The following is a 16,163-nucleotide window of genomic DNA, read 5'->3' on the forward strand; positions in this document are numbered from 1 at the left end:
GCGTCCCCGTGGAGGACCTCGACGTCGAGGGCGAGGGCGGCCGCATCCACGCGCTGGTCTCCAGGCCGGAGGCGGGCGTCGCCCCGTACCCCACGATCTTCCTGCTGCACGGCGGGCCGGAGATGCACGACCGCGACGCCTTCTCCCCCGAGGTCGCGGCCTGGGTGGACGCCGGGTTCGCGGTGGTGCGGGTCAACTACCGCGGCTCGACCGGCTACGGATCGGCCTGGCGCGACGCGCTGCGCAACGACGTCGGGCACACCGAGTTGGCCGACGTGGCCGCCGTGCACAGGTGCGTGGTCGAGCGCGGCATCTCCGACCCCGGCCGGATGGTGCTCGCGGGCTCGGGCTGGGGCGGCTACCTCACGCTGCTCGGCCTCGGTACCCAGCCCGACCTGTGGACGGCCGGCATCGCCGCGGTGCCGCTCGCCTGCCACCAGACGTCGTACGAGGACGAGGCTGAGAGCCTGCGGGCCTACCACCGGGCGTTGTTCTGCGGTTCACCCGACGAGCAGCCGGAGCGGTACGCCGCCAGTTCCCCGATCACCTACGTCGACCAGGTGCAGAGCCCGCTGCTGATCCTCGCGGGCGAGAACGACGCCCGCTGCCCGATGCGCCAGATCGAGAAATACGTCGCCAAGCTGGCCGAGCACGGGCGCGACCACGAGGTCTACACCTACGACGCCGCCGCGGGGTCGCTGCCGGTCTCGGAGCGCATCACCCAGGTCGCCTACCAGCTCGACTTCGCCCGCAAGCATGTCAAACTCCACTGACCATTGACATGTCGTAAGAAGTTGATCGAGCGGGCCGCTTGATCGTCGGGCTTCTCCGCTGCCACCATCACGCCACCGCCGAGTCGGGAGGGCGTACTTTGAGCTCCACCTTCGTCACGTCACCGTGTTAGCGGGCGCGCAGCACCACGATCGCCAGGTCGTCGGCGCTCGGCTCGGAGGCGAAATCAGCCGCTCCCCTGCGAATGCGCTCGGCCACCGCCCTCGCCGACAACCCCGCGCACTCGGCCAGCAGCTTGGCCAGGCCGCCGTCGTCGTCGAGCAGCCGCCCGCCGGAGCGCCGCTCGGTCACCCCGTCGGTCACCGCCAGCAGCACGTCACCGTGGTCGAGGCGGACCGTGTCGGCCTCGAACATCACCTCGTGGAAGACCCCCAGCAGCGACTGCGGGGTGGTCACCGCCTCCACCTTGCCGCCCGCCCTGAGCCGCAGCGCCTCCGGGTGGCCCGCCGACACCAGGCGCAGCTCCAGCCCGGTCTCCACCGGCGTGATCTCGCCGTGCAGCAGCGTGAGGAACCTGGCCCGCTCGCCCTCTTCCAGGATCGCCTGGTTGAGCCGGCCGAGCACGGCCGCGACGCCGTACCCCTCCCTGGCGAGCAGCCGCAGCGTGTGGCGGGCCAGGCCGGTCACGGCGGCGGCCTCGGGGCCGGTGCCGCAGACGTCGCCGATCGCGAAGCGCCACGACCCGTCACCCGCCTTGAACAGGTCGTAGAAGTCGCCGCCGACCTCGTTGGCCTCGCCGGCGGGCTCGTAGATGACGCCGTAGTCGAGGCCGGGAACCTCGGGCTCGTTGGGCGGCAGCAGGCTGCGCTGGAGCGCGCGGTTGGCGGCGGCCTGCTGGGCGTAGAGCCTGGCGTTGTCCATGGCGAGCGCGGCACGCCTGCCGATGTCCTCGGCGAACTGGGTGACCTCGTCGGGGAAACGGTCGGGCCGGCCCAGGCACATCATGCCGATGCTGCGGCCGCGCGCGGTGAGCGGCACCGCGAGGACGTGCGAGTCGTTCACGTGGAACGCCGAGGTCACCCTGGTGCCGGCGCCGTCGACGTCCATGTCGTCGAGCTGCTCGCGCAGGTCGTCGATCCTGGCCTCGTCGGCGTGCCAGAGATAGACCAGGCGCAGCGGGCCCGTGGCGTTGTCGGAGGTGTAGACGGCGCACCAGCTCGACAACCTCGGCACCACGACCTGGGCGACGATCGCGGGGACCATGTCGGGATCGAGCGTGCCGGCCAGCAGGTCGCTCGCGTCGGCGAGAAATCCCAGCCAGTGGGGGCCTCTGGAACTTTCCTCCAGCCATTCGGCTGCCACTCTGTCCGCCGAGCCAGGTACCGTGATCCTAGCCCAGTGGACACGGGAATCACCCGCGAAGGTGACTCCCCACTCTTCGACATTCGCGGAAGGAGCCTTTGGATCACCCTGGGAGAGGTTTTGTTGCCGCAACTCGACCTGCACCGCATCCCCAAAATGCTTCCAAATCACCTCAAAGGGCTCGTCGGCGACTTGTTCCGCCAAGTCTCCCGCCACCTGCTCCGCGGTGTGGAGCACGCCACTGGTGGCCCACGCGGTCATCACCTCGCGCGTGAACCTCATCGCAGCGGTCACAGCGGTCCCGCCCGGCGCGAACGTCGCAGCGAGCACCGCATGGGGAGAAGCAGTCATCCCAACGTGCCTACCACACTTCCCGTTGACTTGGGGTAAATCCAAGGACAGGACTACGAGCTACTCATCGTGACAGACTTGAATCACTCGCCGGAGCACGCCGCGAGTGAAGGAGGCCCCATGACCACGGCCAAAACCACGCTAAGCCCGGAGGAGAGGACGTACACCGAGTCGGATCTCGTTCCCATCCTGGAGACACTCTTCTCCTGGCGGGACGGCGACTTCCGACGTCGGGTCCCTCACGCGCCTCCCGGCATACTCAGCGAGGTGCGGCTGCTGCTCAACGAAGTGGCCGACCGGCGCGAGCATCTGTCCAACGAGCTCGTTCGCGTACGCAAGGAAGTCGTCAAGGAAGGGCGCTTCGGCGAGCGGCTGACCCCCGGTCCCGGCGTCGGCGCCTGGGCGGAGAGCGTCGAGTCGGTCAACATCCTCATCGACGCCCTGGTCAGCCCGGTGAGCGGCGCGGCCGACGTCATCGACGCGGTGGCCAAGGGCGATCTGTCACGACGCATCGACCTCGACCGCACCGCGCGCGGCGAGGTGCGACGGCTGGGCAAGGCCATCAACGGCATGGTCGACCAGCTCGCGCTCTTCAACACCGAGGTGACGAGGGTCGCCCGCGAAGCGGGCACGGAGGGCCGGCTGGGCGGCTCGGCCAACCTGCGCGGCATGTCGGGCAGCTGGCGCGACCTCACCGAGGCCGTCAACACGATGTCGTCCCGCGTGGCCGCGCAGGTGCGCGACATCGCGGTCGTGACCACCGCCGTGGCCAAGGGCGACCTGAGCCGCAAGGTGACGGTCGACGCCGTCGGCGAGATGTTCGAGCTGAAGAACACCGTCAACACGATGGTCGACCAGCTGTCCGGCTTCGCCGAAGAGGTGACGCGAGTCGCGCGCGAGGTGGGCACGGAGGGTCAGCTCGGCGGCCAGGCGCAGGTGCCCGGCGTGTCGGGGGTCTGGGAAGACCTCACCGACAACGTCAACTTCATGGCCAACAACCTCACCTCCCAGGTGCGCAGCATCGCGACCGTGGCGACGGCGGTGGCGCAGGGCAACCTGTCCAGGAAGATCACGGTCGACGCCCAGGGCGAGATCCTCCAGCTCAAGGACACCCTGAACACCATGGTCGACCAGCTGTCGTCCTTCGCCGACGAGGTGACCCGCGTCGCCCGGGAGGTCGGCACGGAGGGCAAGCTGGGCGGCCAGGCCCGGGTTCAGGGTGTGTCGGGCGTCTGGAAGGACCTCACCGACAACGTCAACTTCATGGCCAACAACCTGACCTCGCAGGTGCGCAACATCGCCGAGGTGACCACGGCCGTCGCCAACGGCGACCTCACCCGCAAGATCGACGTCGACGCCCAGGGCGAGATCCTCGCGCTGAAGACCACCATCAACCGCATGGTCGACCAGCTGTCGTCGTTCGCCTCCGAGGTCACGCGAGTCGCCCGCGAGGTGGGCTCCGAAGGACAGCTCGGCGGCCAGGCCCGGGTCGAGGGCGTCGAGGGCACGTGGAAGCGGCTCACCGAGAGCGTCAACGAGCTGGCCGGCAACCTCACCACGCAGGTGCGCGCCATCGCCACCGTGACCAGCGCCGTCGCGCGCGGCGACCTGACCCGCTCGATCGCCGTCGAGGCGCAGGGCGAGCTGGCGGAGCTGAAGGACTACATCAACTCGATGGTGGCCAACCTCCGCGAGACCACCCAGGCCAACCAGGAACAGGACTGGCTGAAGTCCAACCTGGCCCGCATCTCCAGGCTCATGCAGGGCCACCGCGACCTCCTCGAGGTCGCCAAGCTCACCATGAGCGAGCTGACCCCGCTGGTGTCGGCCCGCTACGGCGCCTTCTACAGCATCGACCCCGAGGGCGACCACGAGCTGATGCTGATCGGCGGCTACGGCGTACGCCCCGACCGGGGGCCGCGCCAGCGCTTCGCGATCGGCGAGGGCATCGTCGGCCAGGCCGCGGCCGAAGGCCGGCACATCATCCTCGACGACGTGCCGCCCCAGTTCATCACCATCGACAGCGGGCTCAGCAGGTCCACTCCCGCGCAGATCGTCGTGCTGCCGATCCTCTTCGAGAGCCGCGTGCTCGGCGCGCTGGAGCTGGCCTCGTTCACGCCGTTCGGCGAGGTGCACCTCGACTTCCTGACGCAGCTCGTCGAGACCATCGGCGTCACGATGAACACGATCATCGCCAACTCCCGCACCGAAGACCTGCTGACCGAGTCGCAGCGGCTCACCAGGGAGCTGCAGGAGCGCTCCGACGAGCTGCAGCGCCAGCAGGAGGAGCTGCGCAGGTCCAACGCCGAGCTGGAGGACAAGGCGGCGCTGCTGGCCAAGCAGAACCGCGCGATCGAGATCCAGAACTTCCAGATCGAGCAGGCCCGCCGCACCCTGGAGGAGCGCGCCGAGCAGCTCGCGGTCTCCTCGCGCTACAAGTCCGAGTTCCTCGCCAACATGTCGCACGAGCTGCGCACGCCGCTCAACAGCCTGCTGGTGCTGGCCAAGCTGCTGACCGAGAACGCCGAGGGCAACCTGACCTCGCAGCAGGTCGAGTTCGCCCGTACGATCCACAGCGCGGGCTCGGCGCTGCTCCAGCTCATCAACGACATGCTCGACCTGTCGAAGGTCGAGGCGGGCCGGATGGACATCCATCCCATCCAGGTGTCGCTGCCGAAGATGGTCGACCTGCTGGAGGCGGCGTTCGCGCCGCTCGCGCAGGACAAGGGGCTGTCGTTCAGCGTCGAGGTCGAGCCCGACGTGCCGCAGGAGCTGCGCGCCGACGAGCAACGCCTGCAGCAGGTGCTGCGCAACCTGCTCTCCAACGCGGTGAAGTTCACGCCGCGGGGCGAGGTGAAGCTGCGCATCTCCACCCCGCCCGCCGGGGTGCAGTTCGACGACGACAGCCTGCACGACGCCGACGACCTGCTGGCCTTCCAGGTGATCGACACCGGCATCGGCATAGCTCCCGACAAGCGGGACGTCATCTTCGAGGCGTTCCGCCAGGCCGACGGCACCACGAGCCGCAAATACGGCGGCACGGGTCTCGGCCTGGCCATCTGCCGCGACATCGCGCGGCTGCTCGGCGGCGAGATCCACGTCGACAGTGAGCTCGGCAAGGGCAGCACGTTCACCCTCTACCTGCCCGCCTCCTACACCGGCCCGCTGGCCGCGACCGACGGCGGCGCCGCGCGCCGGCAGCTCATGACCAAGCCCGCCTCTGAGCCCACGTCGCCGGCTCCCGAGCCGCCGATGCCGCTCGACCTGCCGATGCCCGAGCTGGTCGAGACGCAGACCGAGACGCCCGCGCAGTGGCAGGGCGACGATCCGCTCGCCGGGGCCAAGATCCTCATCGTCGACGACGACATCCGCAACGTCTTCGCGCTGACGAGCGTGCTGGAGCGACATGGTTCCACGGTCGTCTACGCTGAAAACGGCCGGGAGGGGATCGAGCAGCTCGAACGGAACGAGGACGTCGCGCTCGTGCTGATGGACATCATGATGCCGGAGATGGACGGCTGGGCGACGACGTCGGCGATCCGGCGCATGCCCCAGTTCGCCGACCTGCCGATCATCGCGCTGACGGCCAAGGTCATGCGGGGCGACAGGGAGAAGAGCATCGCCTCGGGCGCGTCCGACTACGTGCCCAAGCCCGTCGACGTCGACCGCCTGCTCGAACGCCTGCGCGGCTGGCTCAGCCGAGGACGCGGCTCCGCGTCCGACTCACCAGCCGAAGGGTCGTGATCGATGACCGACCGTGCGAAGATCCTCCTGGTCGATGACCGCGAGGAGAACCTGATAGCCCTCGAGGCCATCCTCAGCTCCCTCGACCTGGTGCCCGTGCGTGCCCGGTCGGGCGAGGAGGCGCTCAAGGCGCTGCTCAACACCGATTTCGCGCTCATCCTGCTCGACGTGCGCATGCCCGGCATGGACGGCTTCGAGACGGCCGCGCACATCAAACGGCGCGAACGCACCAGGAACATCCCGATCATCTTCCTGACCGTCGTCGACAGCGCCCCCGACTACGCCTTCCGCGGCTACGCGGCGGGCGCGGTCGACTACCTCACCAAACCGTTCGATCCGTGGGTGCTGCGGGCCAAGGTGTCGGTGTTCACCGAGCTGTACAACATGAACAAACGCCTGGCCGAACAGGCGTCCCTGCTCAGAGAACGCCTGAGCGGCGAGCTGCCGCCCGGCACCGGCGACCACACGGCGGTGCTCCCCGAGCTGTCGCGCCGGCTCACGGCCGTGGAGGACGAACTGGCCCGGGTGCGCGAGCTGGCCCGCAAGTCACAGGACCCTGCGCTGGCCGCCCCGCTGGCCGACCTGGCCGACCGGGTGAACAGCCTGCGCGCGGGCTTCGACGCCCTGTCCTGACCCCCATCGGGGGGTCACTGGCGGGCGCGTTCCAGCGCGTCCCAGAAGCCGCGGCGCAGGGCGTGGCGCACCTCGTCGTGCAGCAGGAAGTCGATCGGCAGCGACGAGCCCTGCAGCAGCCGCGCCTCCAGGTCGGAGGGCATGCGCGGCTTGCGGGCCAGCACCGCTTCCAGCCAGAGCGCGGGCGCGTCCCGCGCGACCGACTCGCCGAAGTCGTGCCCTTCCCGGTGCGCGGCCTTGACCGCGTCGGACAGCGTGGTGGCGCCTGCGGTCGAGGCCGACGGGGTGACCGGCGCGGGCTGCGGCCCGCTGTAGGGGGCCTGCTGGTAGCCGCCTGCCGGGGAGGCGTACTGGCCGGTGTTGCTGCCGCTGGTGGGCGAGGCGTACTGGCCCGTGTTGCTACCGGTCGTCGGCGACGCGTACTGGCCGGTGTTGCTGCCACCGGTGGGCGACGCGTACTGGCCGGTGCCGGTCGTCGGAGACGGGAACTGTCCGGTGTTGCCGCCCGTCGTGGGCGGGGTGTACTGGCCGGTGTTGCCGCCGGTCGTCTGCGAGGGGAACTGGTTGGCGCTGGGCTGCGCGGCCGGCTGCTGGGGCGGGGGTTGCGGCTCGGGCTGGTAGTTGGTGTACGTCGGCAACGAAGACGTGGACGACTGGCCCTGCCCCGACGGCGACGGCCCGTTGGACGACGGCTGGCTCGGCGCGGTGGCGTGACTCCCGGCATGGTTGCCGGTGGAGTGGTTGCCCGAGTGACCGCCCGAATGACTGCCCGAGTGACTGCCCGAGTGACCGCCCGAATGGCTGCCCGAATGACTGCCCGCGGCGTGACCGCCCGAGTGGCTGCCGGTGGCGTGGCTGCCCGACGCGCGGTCGCCCGCCGCGTGGTTGCCGGAGGCGTGACTGCCCGACGGCGACGCCTGCGGGAGGGACGGCAGCGCCGGCGTGGAGCTCTGTCCGGGCGGCAGCGAGTGGGTGGCCTGCCCGTTGCTGATCGGCTGGTGGTGCCCGTTGGCCGTCTCGGCGCCGCCGCTGACCATGCTGACGTACGGCCGCAGGTGGACGGCGCCCAGCTCGACCAGGTCGTCGCACTCCTGCCGCAGCGAGCGCGACACGGCCCAGCTGCCCTCTACCGCGATGTGGATGACGCTCACCCTGATGCCGAGGTCCTGCGCGTCGCACACGACCTGCGCGAGGTCCTCGTCACCGCTCAGGACGACCGCGTCGCAGATGGCGTTGTTGCGGGCGAGAGTCATGAGGTCGCGATGCACCTGGGCGTCGACGCCCTCGCGCCGGCCCGGCCGGATGCGTGACAGCCTGAGCTTGAGCCCCGGTATGTCGGCCAGCGCGTCGTGCTCCGGAGTGCGCCGTCCTTCGACGGTCGCTTCGTACCAGTAACACCGCAGCAGCGGCAGGCCGGTGCGCTCGCGCGACAAGCCGGTCATCAGCTGGAGCAGCCCCGGATAGTCCCAGGAGACCGCTTCGCGATGACGCGTGCCGTGCACGGCCATCGCGCCATCAGCCAGCAGATAGCCGGCGTCCACGAACAGCGCACAGCGATCCACTGACACCGCCCCTTTCCTGGTGGTCCGACCTTGCTGGCTCTGCACCGTCAGAGACCGGACTCGGCGGCCCTTTCTCAGGGTAATGAAAGCAGGTGATCGCGCGAGGGTTAATCCCGACGATTCGCCCCTCACCCGCCATCGCGCCGGACCACTCAGGCCGACCGTACCATTTTGTCCTGATTATGGTCACGAACGTGCTCGTACGCTTATGGCCGCGACTCCGAAGAGAACGGCGTCCTTGCCCGTGGCGATCGTCAGCCCCGGATCGGCTCCGAGTTCGGCGCTGAAGGTGTCGACATCGACACCGAACGTCATCTCCGCCACCCCGGCCGACGACCCGTCGAAGACGTTCGCGGCATCGCGGTCACCGCCCGACGGGCGCATCGCGCCGGAGCCGAGCGAGACCTTGTCGCCCTTGAGATCGGCGTCACCCTCCCACGCCACCAGTGCGGCCCTGGCGGGGGTGCCGGCGGGGCGCAGCCCGCCCAGCGGGAGGCGCACCCGGCGGGCGCGCCCGCCGACCACCGTGGCCGCGTCGAGCACCATGGCCCGGCTGTACGGCTGCGCCGGATCGGCCACGACCAGCACGAGGCTCCACCCCGCGTGGCGTGAGGCCCCTTGTTCCATGGGAGCGTCGGCCGCCCACCACACGCCGCTCTTGCGTGCACCCGCCGCCAGCCCCGTGACGTCGGCGAACGCGTGGTAGACCGGGCCCTGGGGCAGCTCGCGCACGGCCACGTGGCTGGGCCGGATCGTCGCATATTTGCGCCGCCCCGGCGGCCTGAACTTGATGGGCCCGGTGCTCGACCCGCCGGCCGACCAGTAGAGCCCGGCCCACACGATCCTGCCGCCCTTCGGCAGCGACACTTTGGCCCCGCTGGAGGCGAAAGTGCCGAGCTCGCCGTCGCGGTCGACCACCGCCATCGGCCAGAGGTCGTTGTCACGCCTGCCGCCGTCGCGGCGCCGGGCCTGCTCACAGCCGGGGCTCTCCTCGTAGCAGCTCAGCAGCGCGTTGCCCACCGCCTTGACCGTCACCTTGCCGTCGGCGGCGAACCTGGCGGGAGCACCCGTCGCGCGTACGCCCTCGCCGCCCCTCGCCTTGACCCGCAGCGGGCCCGCGTCGATCCGTGCGGCGGGGCCCGCGGCGCGCGGGGCCCGCCGGGCCACCGCCACCCGCAGGAAGACGGCCGTCGCCCGGCCCGCAGCCAGCGGCTCCCTGGTGCAGCGGGCGCCGCCCAGCGAAGGACGGCACTCCCAGCCGTCCGCGGGGCCCACGACGGCCGGGCTGCCACGACGGGCGGGCGGCATGAGCGTCACGCCGGGCGGCAGGGTCACGTGCGCCGTCAGGTCTTCGCTCGGCCGTTCCCCGTGGTTGCGCAGCCGCAGGCCGACGATGCCGGGGTGGGCGCGTACGAGTGCGCCGAGCACGTCGACGGTGGCGCGCAACCGCGCCGTGCCCTCGGGTGTCTGCTCCACGCGGAGCGGCGGCACCCGTTCGGGCTCCCCTCCCCGGGGCGGCACCTCGCCGGGTTTCTCGTGGGGCGGCACCCGTTCGGGGTCGCCGTGGGGCGGCACCCGCACCGCTCGTACGGGCTCCGACGGCCGGGCGGCCACCGTCGCGGTCGCCGGTGTGCCGTCGGGCTCCCCGTCGGCGCTCTGCCACAACGACGCCGCCGCGGCGACTGTGAGGGCCACGCCCGCGACCAGCACGACGGGCTGCCGGCGGCGCGCCCGCCAGAGCCGCCGGACGGCCGGGGGCAGCCCTCCCGCCCCGTCGGCCGGCTCCGGCCTGGCCAGCGCCGCCGCGTACCGGCCGAACATGGGCCCCGCGATCAGCGGCCCCACCAGCACCCGCAGCCCGCGGTTGACGTCGGTGAGCTCCAGGATCACCCCGTGGCACTCCTCGCAGGCGTCCACGTGCCGCTCCACGGCCCGCGCGTCGCGCCTGGTCAGCCCGCCACTGACGTACGCGCCCATCTTGCCCAGCACGGGCCGGCAGTCGTGCGGCGGCGCGGCGCCGAGATGCATCTGCAGGTACGCCCGCCGCAGCCCCTCCCTGGCCCGGTACGCCAGCGCGGCCACGCCGTTGGCCGACAACCCGAGCAGCGGCGCCACCGCGGCAGGCTTGCACCTTTCCACCTGCGTGTGCCAGAGCACCGCCCGCCAGCGCTCGGGCAACGACAGGTACGCCCTGGCGATCAGGGACCGTTCCAGCCCGGCGAGCGCGGGATCGACGAACGGCACCTCCGGGTCGTACTCCTCGACCTCGCCCGCCTGGCTGCCCGCCAGCTTGGAACGGTCGTGCACCGTACGCCGCACCACGGTCAGCAGGTAGGTGCGGAAGCCGGACTCGGGCCCGCCGCCCCTGCCCACGAGATCGAGGATCTTGGTGAACGCCTCGGTGACGACGTCCTCGGCCTCGGCCCGCCGGACGAGCTGCCGGGCCATGGCGCGGGCCGCGGCCACGTGCCGCTCGTAGAGCCGCCCGTAGGCGGCGGCATCGCCCTGCCGGGCGGCCTGTAGCAAGCTTGCATCGCTTTGCGGCAATTCGACACCCATGATCGGCCTCACGATTACGAAGGGTTGCCCCGCGCATACATTCCGCATTACCTGTCACGGCTAAACCGGCTGCGGGGAGGTGATCACGGGCGGGCCATAAGCTTGGGCGCATGACGGATCGCGACAACCTGCTGGCCGAGATCAAGAGCAAGGCCATCGTCCACGGCAAGGTCACGCTCTCCTCGGGCAAGGAGGCCGACTTCTACCTCGATCTGCGGCGCATCACGCTCGACGGCGTGGGCGCGCCGCTTGTCGGCAGGGTGATGCTCGACCTGACCGCCGACCTGGAGTACGACGCGGTGGGCGGGCTCACGCTGGGGGCCGACCCGGTGGCGGGCGCGATGTTGCACGCGGCCGCGGCGCGCGGGCGCACGCTCGACGCGTTCGTGGTGCGCAAGGCGCAGAAGGCGCACGGCATGCAGCGCCGGATCGAGGGGCCGGAGGTGAAGGGGCGGCGCGTGCTGGCCGTCGAGGACACCTCGACGACGGGCGCCTCACCGCTGACGGCCGTGGAGGCGCTGCGGGAGGCCGGGGCCGAGGTGGTCGCGGTGGCGACGATCGTCGACCGGGGCGCCGGGGAGCGCGTCACCGGCGAGGGCCTCGACTACCGCACTGCCTACACACTCGCCGATCTGGGGCTCTAGCCGGCTCTAGCCGGGCTCCCGGACGGTGAACGCCTCCCTCTTTCCGGCGTCGCCCTGCTCGCGCGGCTTGCCGTTCTCGGTGACGCGCACCGTGCCCGCGTCGCTGAGCACCACGTCCAGCTCGGGCTCGAAATAGTTGAGCTCCTCGCCCTTGGTCATCTCGTGGTGGTAGAGCACGTCGCCGCCCGGCACGCGTACGGTGACCGTGGGGCAGGTCTCCGCCTCGCACAGGAGGCGGAGAGTCGGCACCCGCGCGGTCGCGTCGGAGGCCGGGGCGGTGGCGAGGCCGGTGGCCGGGGCGGAGGCGCGCTCGCGTTCGGGCGCCTGCCCACCCGGCGCGAGGAGCAGCGCGCGGCCGCCGATGACCAGCAGGGTCAGCACGGCTCCCGCCGCCAGGACGGTGAGGGCTGATCGGGCCATGCCCATCGGATCTGACCTGTGGCGTCCCACAGGGGGAGCGTACAGCCGAATGATCCGCCGTCGGGGCTAGTGACGGCCGTTGGTGACGCGGTGCTTGCCGCTGGAGACGGCGGCGACCTTCTCACCTCGGCGCTTCTTGATCACCTCGACGATGATCGGAATGATCGAGATGAACACGATGAGAAAGACGCCGGGCAGAATGTACTTGTCGATCTGCTTGGGATCGACCTCCCTGCCGAGGGCGTTGCCGAGCAGGATGAGACCTTCGGTCCAGACGATGCCGCCGACGACGTTCCACACGAGGAAACGTTTGGCCGGCATCTCCAGCACGCCCGCCACCGGGTTCATGAACGTGCGGACGATCGGCACGAATCTCGCCAGCACCACCGCCTTGGCGGGGCCGAACTTCTCGAAGAACTCCTCGGCCCGCAGCACGTGCTCGCGCTTGAACAACCGTGAATCCGGCTTGTCGAACAGCCTGCGGCCGAACCGGGCCCCCAGGAAATGCCCGAGCTGGGCGCCGGCGATCGCGCACAGCGGCGTGCCGATCAGCAGCACGGGCAGCGAAAGCGGTGTGATGCCCATTCCCTGGGCCACCGCCGCCGAGCTGAAAATCCCCGCGGCCACCAGCAGCGAGTCGCCGGGCAGGAAGAAGCCGAGCAGCAGCCCCGTTTCGGCGAAGATGATGGCCAGGACGCCGACCGTGGCGAATGCGCCGAGAATCGTGAGCCACCACGTCGGGTCCAGAAGATTCCAAAGCCAGTCCACCCGGAGAGCCTACCTGTAGTGGAGGGGCGCAAAGTGACCAATGAGGTCGCGTTGTCTCTACCACGCGGGGTAGGGAGCCGGGATACTGGGCTCGCGCGAAGCCGTTACTTTCAGGGAGATGAATCATGCCTATTGCGACTCCAGAGGTCTACGCCGAGATGCTCGACCGGGCGAAGGCCGGCGGATTCGCCTACCCGGCGATCAACGTGACCTCATCGCAGACGCTGAACGCCGCTCTGCGGGGCTTCGCCGAGGCCGAGAGCGACGGGATCGTGCAGGTCTCCACCGGCGGCGCCGACTTCCTGTCCGGCACCACGGTGAAGGACATGGTCACGGGCGCGACGGCGCTGGCCGAGTACGCCAGGGTGGTGGCCGCGAAATATCCGGTCACGGTCGCGCTGCACACCGACCACTGCCCGAAGGACAAGCTCGACGGCTTCATGCGGCCGCTGATCGACATCTCGCTTGAGCGGGTGGCCAAGGGCCTCGACCCGCTGTTCCAGTCGCACATGTGGGACGGCTCGGCCGTACCGCTCGAGGAGAACCTCGAGATCGCCAAGGAGCTCCTGGACAAGTGCGCCAGAGCGCGGATCATCATGGAGATGGAGATCGGCGTCGTCGGCGGCGAGGAGGACGGCGTCGTCGGCGAGATCAACGAGAAGCTCTACACGACCGCCGGCGACGCGCTGGCCACCGCCGAGGCCGTGGGCGTCGGCGAGAAGGGCCGCTACATGCTGGCCGCCACGTTCGGCAACGTGCACGGCGTCTACAAGCCGGGCCACGTCAAGCTGCGGCCGAGCGTGCTGAAGGAGATCCAGGACGCGGTCGGCGCCAAGTTCGGCAAGGACAAGCCGTTCGACCTGGTCTTCCACGGCGGCTCCGGCTCGCTGCTCGAGGAGATCCACGAGGCCATCTCGTACGGCGTGGTGAAGATGAACGTCGACACCGACACCCAGTACGCCTTCACCAGGCCGATCGCGGACCACATGTTCCGCAACTACGACGGGGTGCTCAAGGTCGACGGTGACGTGGGCAACAAGAAGACCTACGACCCGCGCTCCTACGGCAAGGCCGCCGAGGCGGGGATGGCCGCCCGCGTCGCGGAGGCGTGCCAGAGCCTGAAGTCGAGTGGGACGAAGATCTCCTAGCCACTTCGGCGGCCCGGCGGGTATGACTTGTCCTATGGATAACCTTCTCGCCGGGCCGCCCCCGACTCACCTGCCGGACCTGCCCGAGGCCAGGGAGGCGCTCGAGGCCGGGGCCAAGGCCTCCGACGTGGCCGCCCGCTTCCCCGCCTTCCCCACGGCCTGGGCTGTGCTCGCGGAAGAGGCCTTCGCCCAGGGGCACGCCGTCACCTCATATGCCTTCGCCCGTACGGGCTACCATCGTGGGCTCGATCAGCTGCGCCGCAACGGCTGGAAGGGCCACGGGCCGATCCCGTGGGAGCACGAGCCCAACCGGGGCTTCCTCCGCTGCCTCCACGCGCTGTCCAGGGCGGCTCAGGCGATCGGCGAGAAGGACGAAGCCGAGCGGTGCCTGCAGTTCCTCAAGGACAGCACGGAAACGGGTTACGACGCGCTGACCCAGAGCTAGCCCTTGGGACGAATAACCACGTTCGGGTAGTCTCTCCACGCAAGAGCCCCTGTCGCGCTTGCGCCAGGGGTTTCGTTTTGTGCTCGGGAGACTGAACCATGCCGGCTGCCGTACTCGTTGGTGCCCAGTGGGGCGATGAGGGCAAGGGCAAGGCCACCGACCTGCTCGGTGGCGACGTCGACTACGTCGTCCGCTATCAGGGTGGCAACAACGCGGGTCACACCGTGGTCATCGGAGACCAGAAATACGCGCTGCACCTGCTACCGACGGGGATCCTGTCGCCCGACGTGGTGCCGGTCATCGGCAACGGCGTGGTCATCGACCCCGGCGTGCTGCTGGGCGAGATCGACGGGCTGGCCGAGCGGGGCATCTCCGCCGAGCGGCTGCTGATCTCCTCCAACGCGCACCTGATCATGCCCCACCACAAGGCGCTCGACAAGGTCACCGAACGGTACCTCGGCAAGGCCAGGATCGGCACCACGGGGCGCGGCATCGGGCCCGCGTACGGCGACAAGGTCGCCCGCATGGGGGTGCGTGTCCAGGACCTGCTCGACCCCGGCATCCTTGCGAAGAAGATCGAGGTCGCCCTGACCGAGAAGAACCAGGTGCTGACCAAGGTCTACAACCGGCGCGGCATCGACCCGGCGGCGGTCGTGGAGGAATACCTCGCCTACGCCGAACGCCTCAAGCCGCACATAGCCGACACCTCGCTGGTGCTCTCGAAGGCGCTCGACGACGACAAGTTCGTGCTGCTGGAGGGCGGGCAGGGCACGCTGCTCGACCTCGACCACGGCACCTACCCGTTCGTCACGTCCTCGTCGCCCACCTCGGGCGGCGCGTGCGCCGGGGCCGGCATCCCGCCCAACCGGCTCACCAAGATCATCGGCATCCTCAAGGCGTACACCACCCGTGTCGGCTCCGGGCCGTTCCCCACCGAACTCACGGACGACATGGGCGAGTGGCTGCGGCAGACCGGCGGCGAGTTCGGCGTCACGACCGGCCGCGATCGCCGCTGCGGCTGGTTCGACGCGGTGATCGCCCGGTACGCCACCCGCGTCAACGGCATCACCGACTACTTCCTCACCAAGCTGGACGTCCTGTCGGGGCTGGAGCGCGTACCGGTGTGCGTGGCGTACGACGTGGACGGGGTCCGCCACGACGAGATCCCCATGACGCAGACCGACTTCCACCATGCCACGCCGATCTACGAGGAGTTCCCCGGCTGGCAGGAGGACATCACGGGGGCCAAGGTCTTCGAGGACCTGCCGCCGAACGCGCAGGCGTACGTCAGGGCGCTGGAGGAGATGAGCGGCGCCCCGATCTCCGCGATCGGCGTCGGCCCGGGCCGCGACCAGACCGTCGTGGTCAGACCGCTCGTCTAGCCCTCCCGCCTCAGCCGGGCTTGGGGGTGGGGACCCCTTCGCCCGGGCGCGGGAACATGCCGTCGGCCCCGCAGTTCCCTTTCTAGCGGGTCAGGTTCGGGACGGGTCCCCGTACCGCGGGATCAGACGGTCAGGACCGCGGCCGTCATCGGGGTGTGGACGGTCCAGCCGAGGGTTTCGTACAGGGCCCTGCCCTGCGCCGTGGCGACCAGGATGCCCTGGCGTGCGCCCGCCGAGGCGGCGGCCGAGGCGAGGGTGCGCATGATGATGGTGCCGAGGCCACGCCGGCGGTGGCGGGCGGCCGTCTCCACCTGGTCCACGACGGCCGTCCCGCCCGTCGGCGCGAACTGGCCTCGGGCGGCGACCTCGCCGGCGTTGGTGAGTACGCGGGCCACCGTGACGCCGGCCCTGGT

13 protein-coding genes are annotated in these 16,163 nt (G+C 70.4%); 7 read left to right on the top strand and 6 right to left on the bottom strand.

Going from position 1 to position 16,163, the window contains the following annotated elements; all coding sequences use genetic code 11:
- Nucleotides 1-773: alpha/beta hydrolase family protein (locus tag E1267_RS36010; RefSeq protein WP_132339485.1), on the top strand; the 773-nt coding region annotated here is incomplete at its 5' end.
- A gap of 127 nt (nt 774-900) precedes the next feature.
- On the opposite strand, the gene E1267_RS36015 is transcribed toward E1267_RS36010, so the two are convergent.
- Nucleotides 901-2,094: a PP2C family protein-serine/threonine phosphatase gene (locus tag E1267_RS36015; RefSeq protein ID WP_132339487.1), complete on the bottom strand. Its 1,194-nt coding sequence runs from the start codon at nt 2,092-2,094 to the stop codon at nt 901-903.
- Between the two features lie 471 nt (nt 2,095-2,565).
- On the opposite strand from E1267_RS36015, the gene E1267_RS36020 reads away from it, so the two are divergent.
- Both E1267_RS36020 and E1267_RS36025 read left to right on the top strand, forming a co-directional pair.
- Entirely contained in the window at nt 2,566-6,189 is a 3,624-nt protein-coding gene (locus E1267_RS36020) for a HAMP domain-containing protein (protein WP_132339489.1), read from the top strand.
- A gap of 3 nt (nt 6,190-6,192) precedes the next feature.
- Complete coding sequence (locus tag E1267_RS36025; protein WP_132339491.1) at nt 6,193-6,822, top strand: response regulator; 630 nt, start codon at nt 6,193-6,195, stop codon at nt 6,820-6,822.
- A 14-nt stretch (nt 6,823-6,836) separates the two neighbouring features.
- Here E1267_RS36025 and E1267_RS36030 read toward each other — a convergent pair whose 3' ends face one another.
- Nucleotides 6,837-8,384, bottom strand: coding sequence for an NYN domain-containing protein (locus E1267_RS36030; RefSeq protein WP_132339493.1), 1,548 nt, complete (start codon nt 8,382-8,384; stop codon nt 6,837-6,839).
- Between the two features lie 186 nt (nt 8,385-8,570).
- Entirely contained in the window at nt 8,571-10,910 is a 2,340-nt protein-coding gene (locus E1267_RS36035; protein ID WP_165959991.1) for a sigma-70 family RNA polymerase sigma factor, read from the bottom strand.
- A gap of 143 nt (nt 10,911-11,053) precedes the next feature.
- On the opposite strand from E1267_RS36035, the gene pyrE reads away from it, so the two are divergent.
- Nucleotides 11,054-11,587, top strand: a complete 534-nt coding sequence (gene pyrE / locus E1267_RS36040) for an orotate phosphoribosyltransferase (protein WP_132339497.1) — start codon at nt 11,054-11,056, stop codon at nt 11,585-11,587.
- A gap of 6 nt (nt 11,588-11,593) precedes the next feature.
- On the opposite strand, the gene E1267_RS36045 is transcribed toward pyrE, so the two are convergent.
- Nucleotides 11,594-12,007 (bottom strand): hypothetical protein, encoded by a 414-nt coding sequence (locus tag E1267_RS36045; protein ID WP_132339499.1) that lies wholly within the window; start codon nt 12,005-12,007, stop codon nt 11,594-11,596.
- Nucleotides 12,008-12,073: 66 nt separating this feature from the next.
- A complete protein-coding gene (locus tag E1267_RS36050) occupies nt 12,074-12,775 on the bottom strand; it encodes a DedA family protein (RefSeq protein WP_132339501.1) in 702 nt (233 codons plus the stop codon).
- A gap of 125 nt (nt 12,776-12,900) precedes the next feature.
- On the opposite strand from E1267_RS36050, the gene fbaA reads away from it, so the two are divergent.
- From fbaA to E1267_RS36065, 3 genes are all read left to right on the top strand, one after another.
- Nucleotides 12,901-13,923, top strand: a complete 1,023-nt coding sequence (fbaA, locus tag E1267_RS36055) for a class II fructose-bisphosphate aldolase (protein ID WP_132339503.1) — start codon at nt 12,901-12,903, stop codon at nt 13,921-13,923.
- A 34-nt stretch (nt 13,924-13,957) separates the two neighbouring features.
- Nucleotides 13,958-14,368, top strand: coding sequence for a DUF3151 domain-containing protein (locus tag E1267_RS36060; RefSeq protein WP_220449838.1), 411 nt, complete (start codon nt 13,958-13,960; stop codon nt 14,366-14,368).
- A 98-nt stretch (nt 14,369-14,466) separates the two neighbouring features.
- On the top strand, nt 14,467-15,750 hold the full coding sequence (locus E1267_RS36065; RefSeq protein WP_132339507.1) for an adenylosuccinate synthase: 1,284 nt from the start codon (nt 14,467-14,469) through the stop codon (nt 15,748-15,750).
- A gap of 122 nt (nt 15,751-15,872) precedes the next feature.
- Here the strand turns inward: E1267_RS36065 and E1267_RS36070 are convergent.
- Nucleotides 15,873-16,163: GNAT family N-acetyltransferase (locus E1267_RS36070; protein ID WP_132339509.1), on the bottom strand; the 291-nt coding region annotated here is incomplete at its 5' end.

The sequence above is a fragment of the Nonomuraea longispora genome (assembly GCF_004348345.1).
Lineage (GTDB): Bacteria > Actinomycetota > Actinomycetes > Streptosporangiales > Streptosporangiaceae > Nonomuraea > Nonomuraea longispora.

Bases quoted from the DNA above. Each gene is read 5' to 3' on its own strand.
- E1267_RS36020 (WP_132339489.1), top strand. From the start codon at position 2,566: ATGACCACGGCCAAAACCACGCTAAGCCCGGAGGAGAGGACGTACACC.
- E1267_RS36025 (WP_132339491.1), top strand. From the start codon at position 6,193: ATGACCGACCGTGCGAAGATCCTCCTGGTCGATGACCGCGAGGAGAAC.
- pyrE (WP_132339497.1), top strand. From the start codon at position 11,054: ATGACGGATCGCGACAACCTGCTGGCCGAGATCAAGAGCAAGGCCATC.
- E1267_RS36045 (WP_132339499.1), bottom strand. From the start codon at position 12,007: ATGGCCCGATCAGCCCTCACCGTCCTGGCGGCGGGAGCCGTGCTGACC.
- fbaA (WP_132339503.1), top strand. From the start codon at position 12,901: ATGCCTATTGCGACTCCAGAGGTCTACGCCGAGATGCTCGACCGGGCG.
- E1267_RS36060 (WP_220449838.1), top strand. From the start codon at position 13,958: ATGGATAACCTTCTCGCCGGGCCGCCCCCGACTCACCTGCCGGACCTG.
- E1267_RS36065 (WP_132339507.1), top strand. From the start codon at position 14,467: ATGCCGGCTGCCGTACTCGTTGGTGCCCAGTGGGGCGATGAGGGCAAG.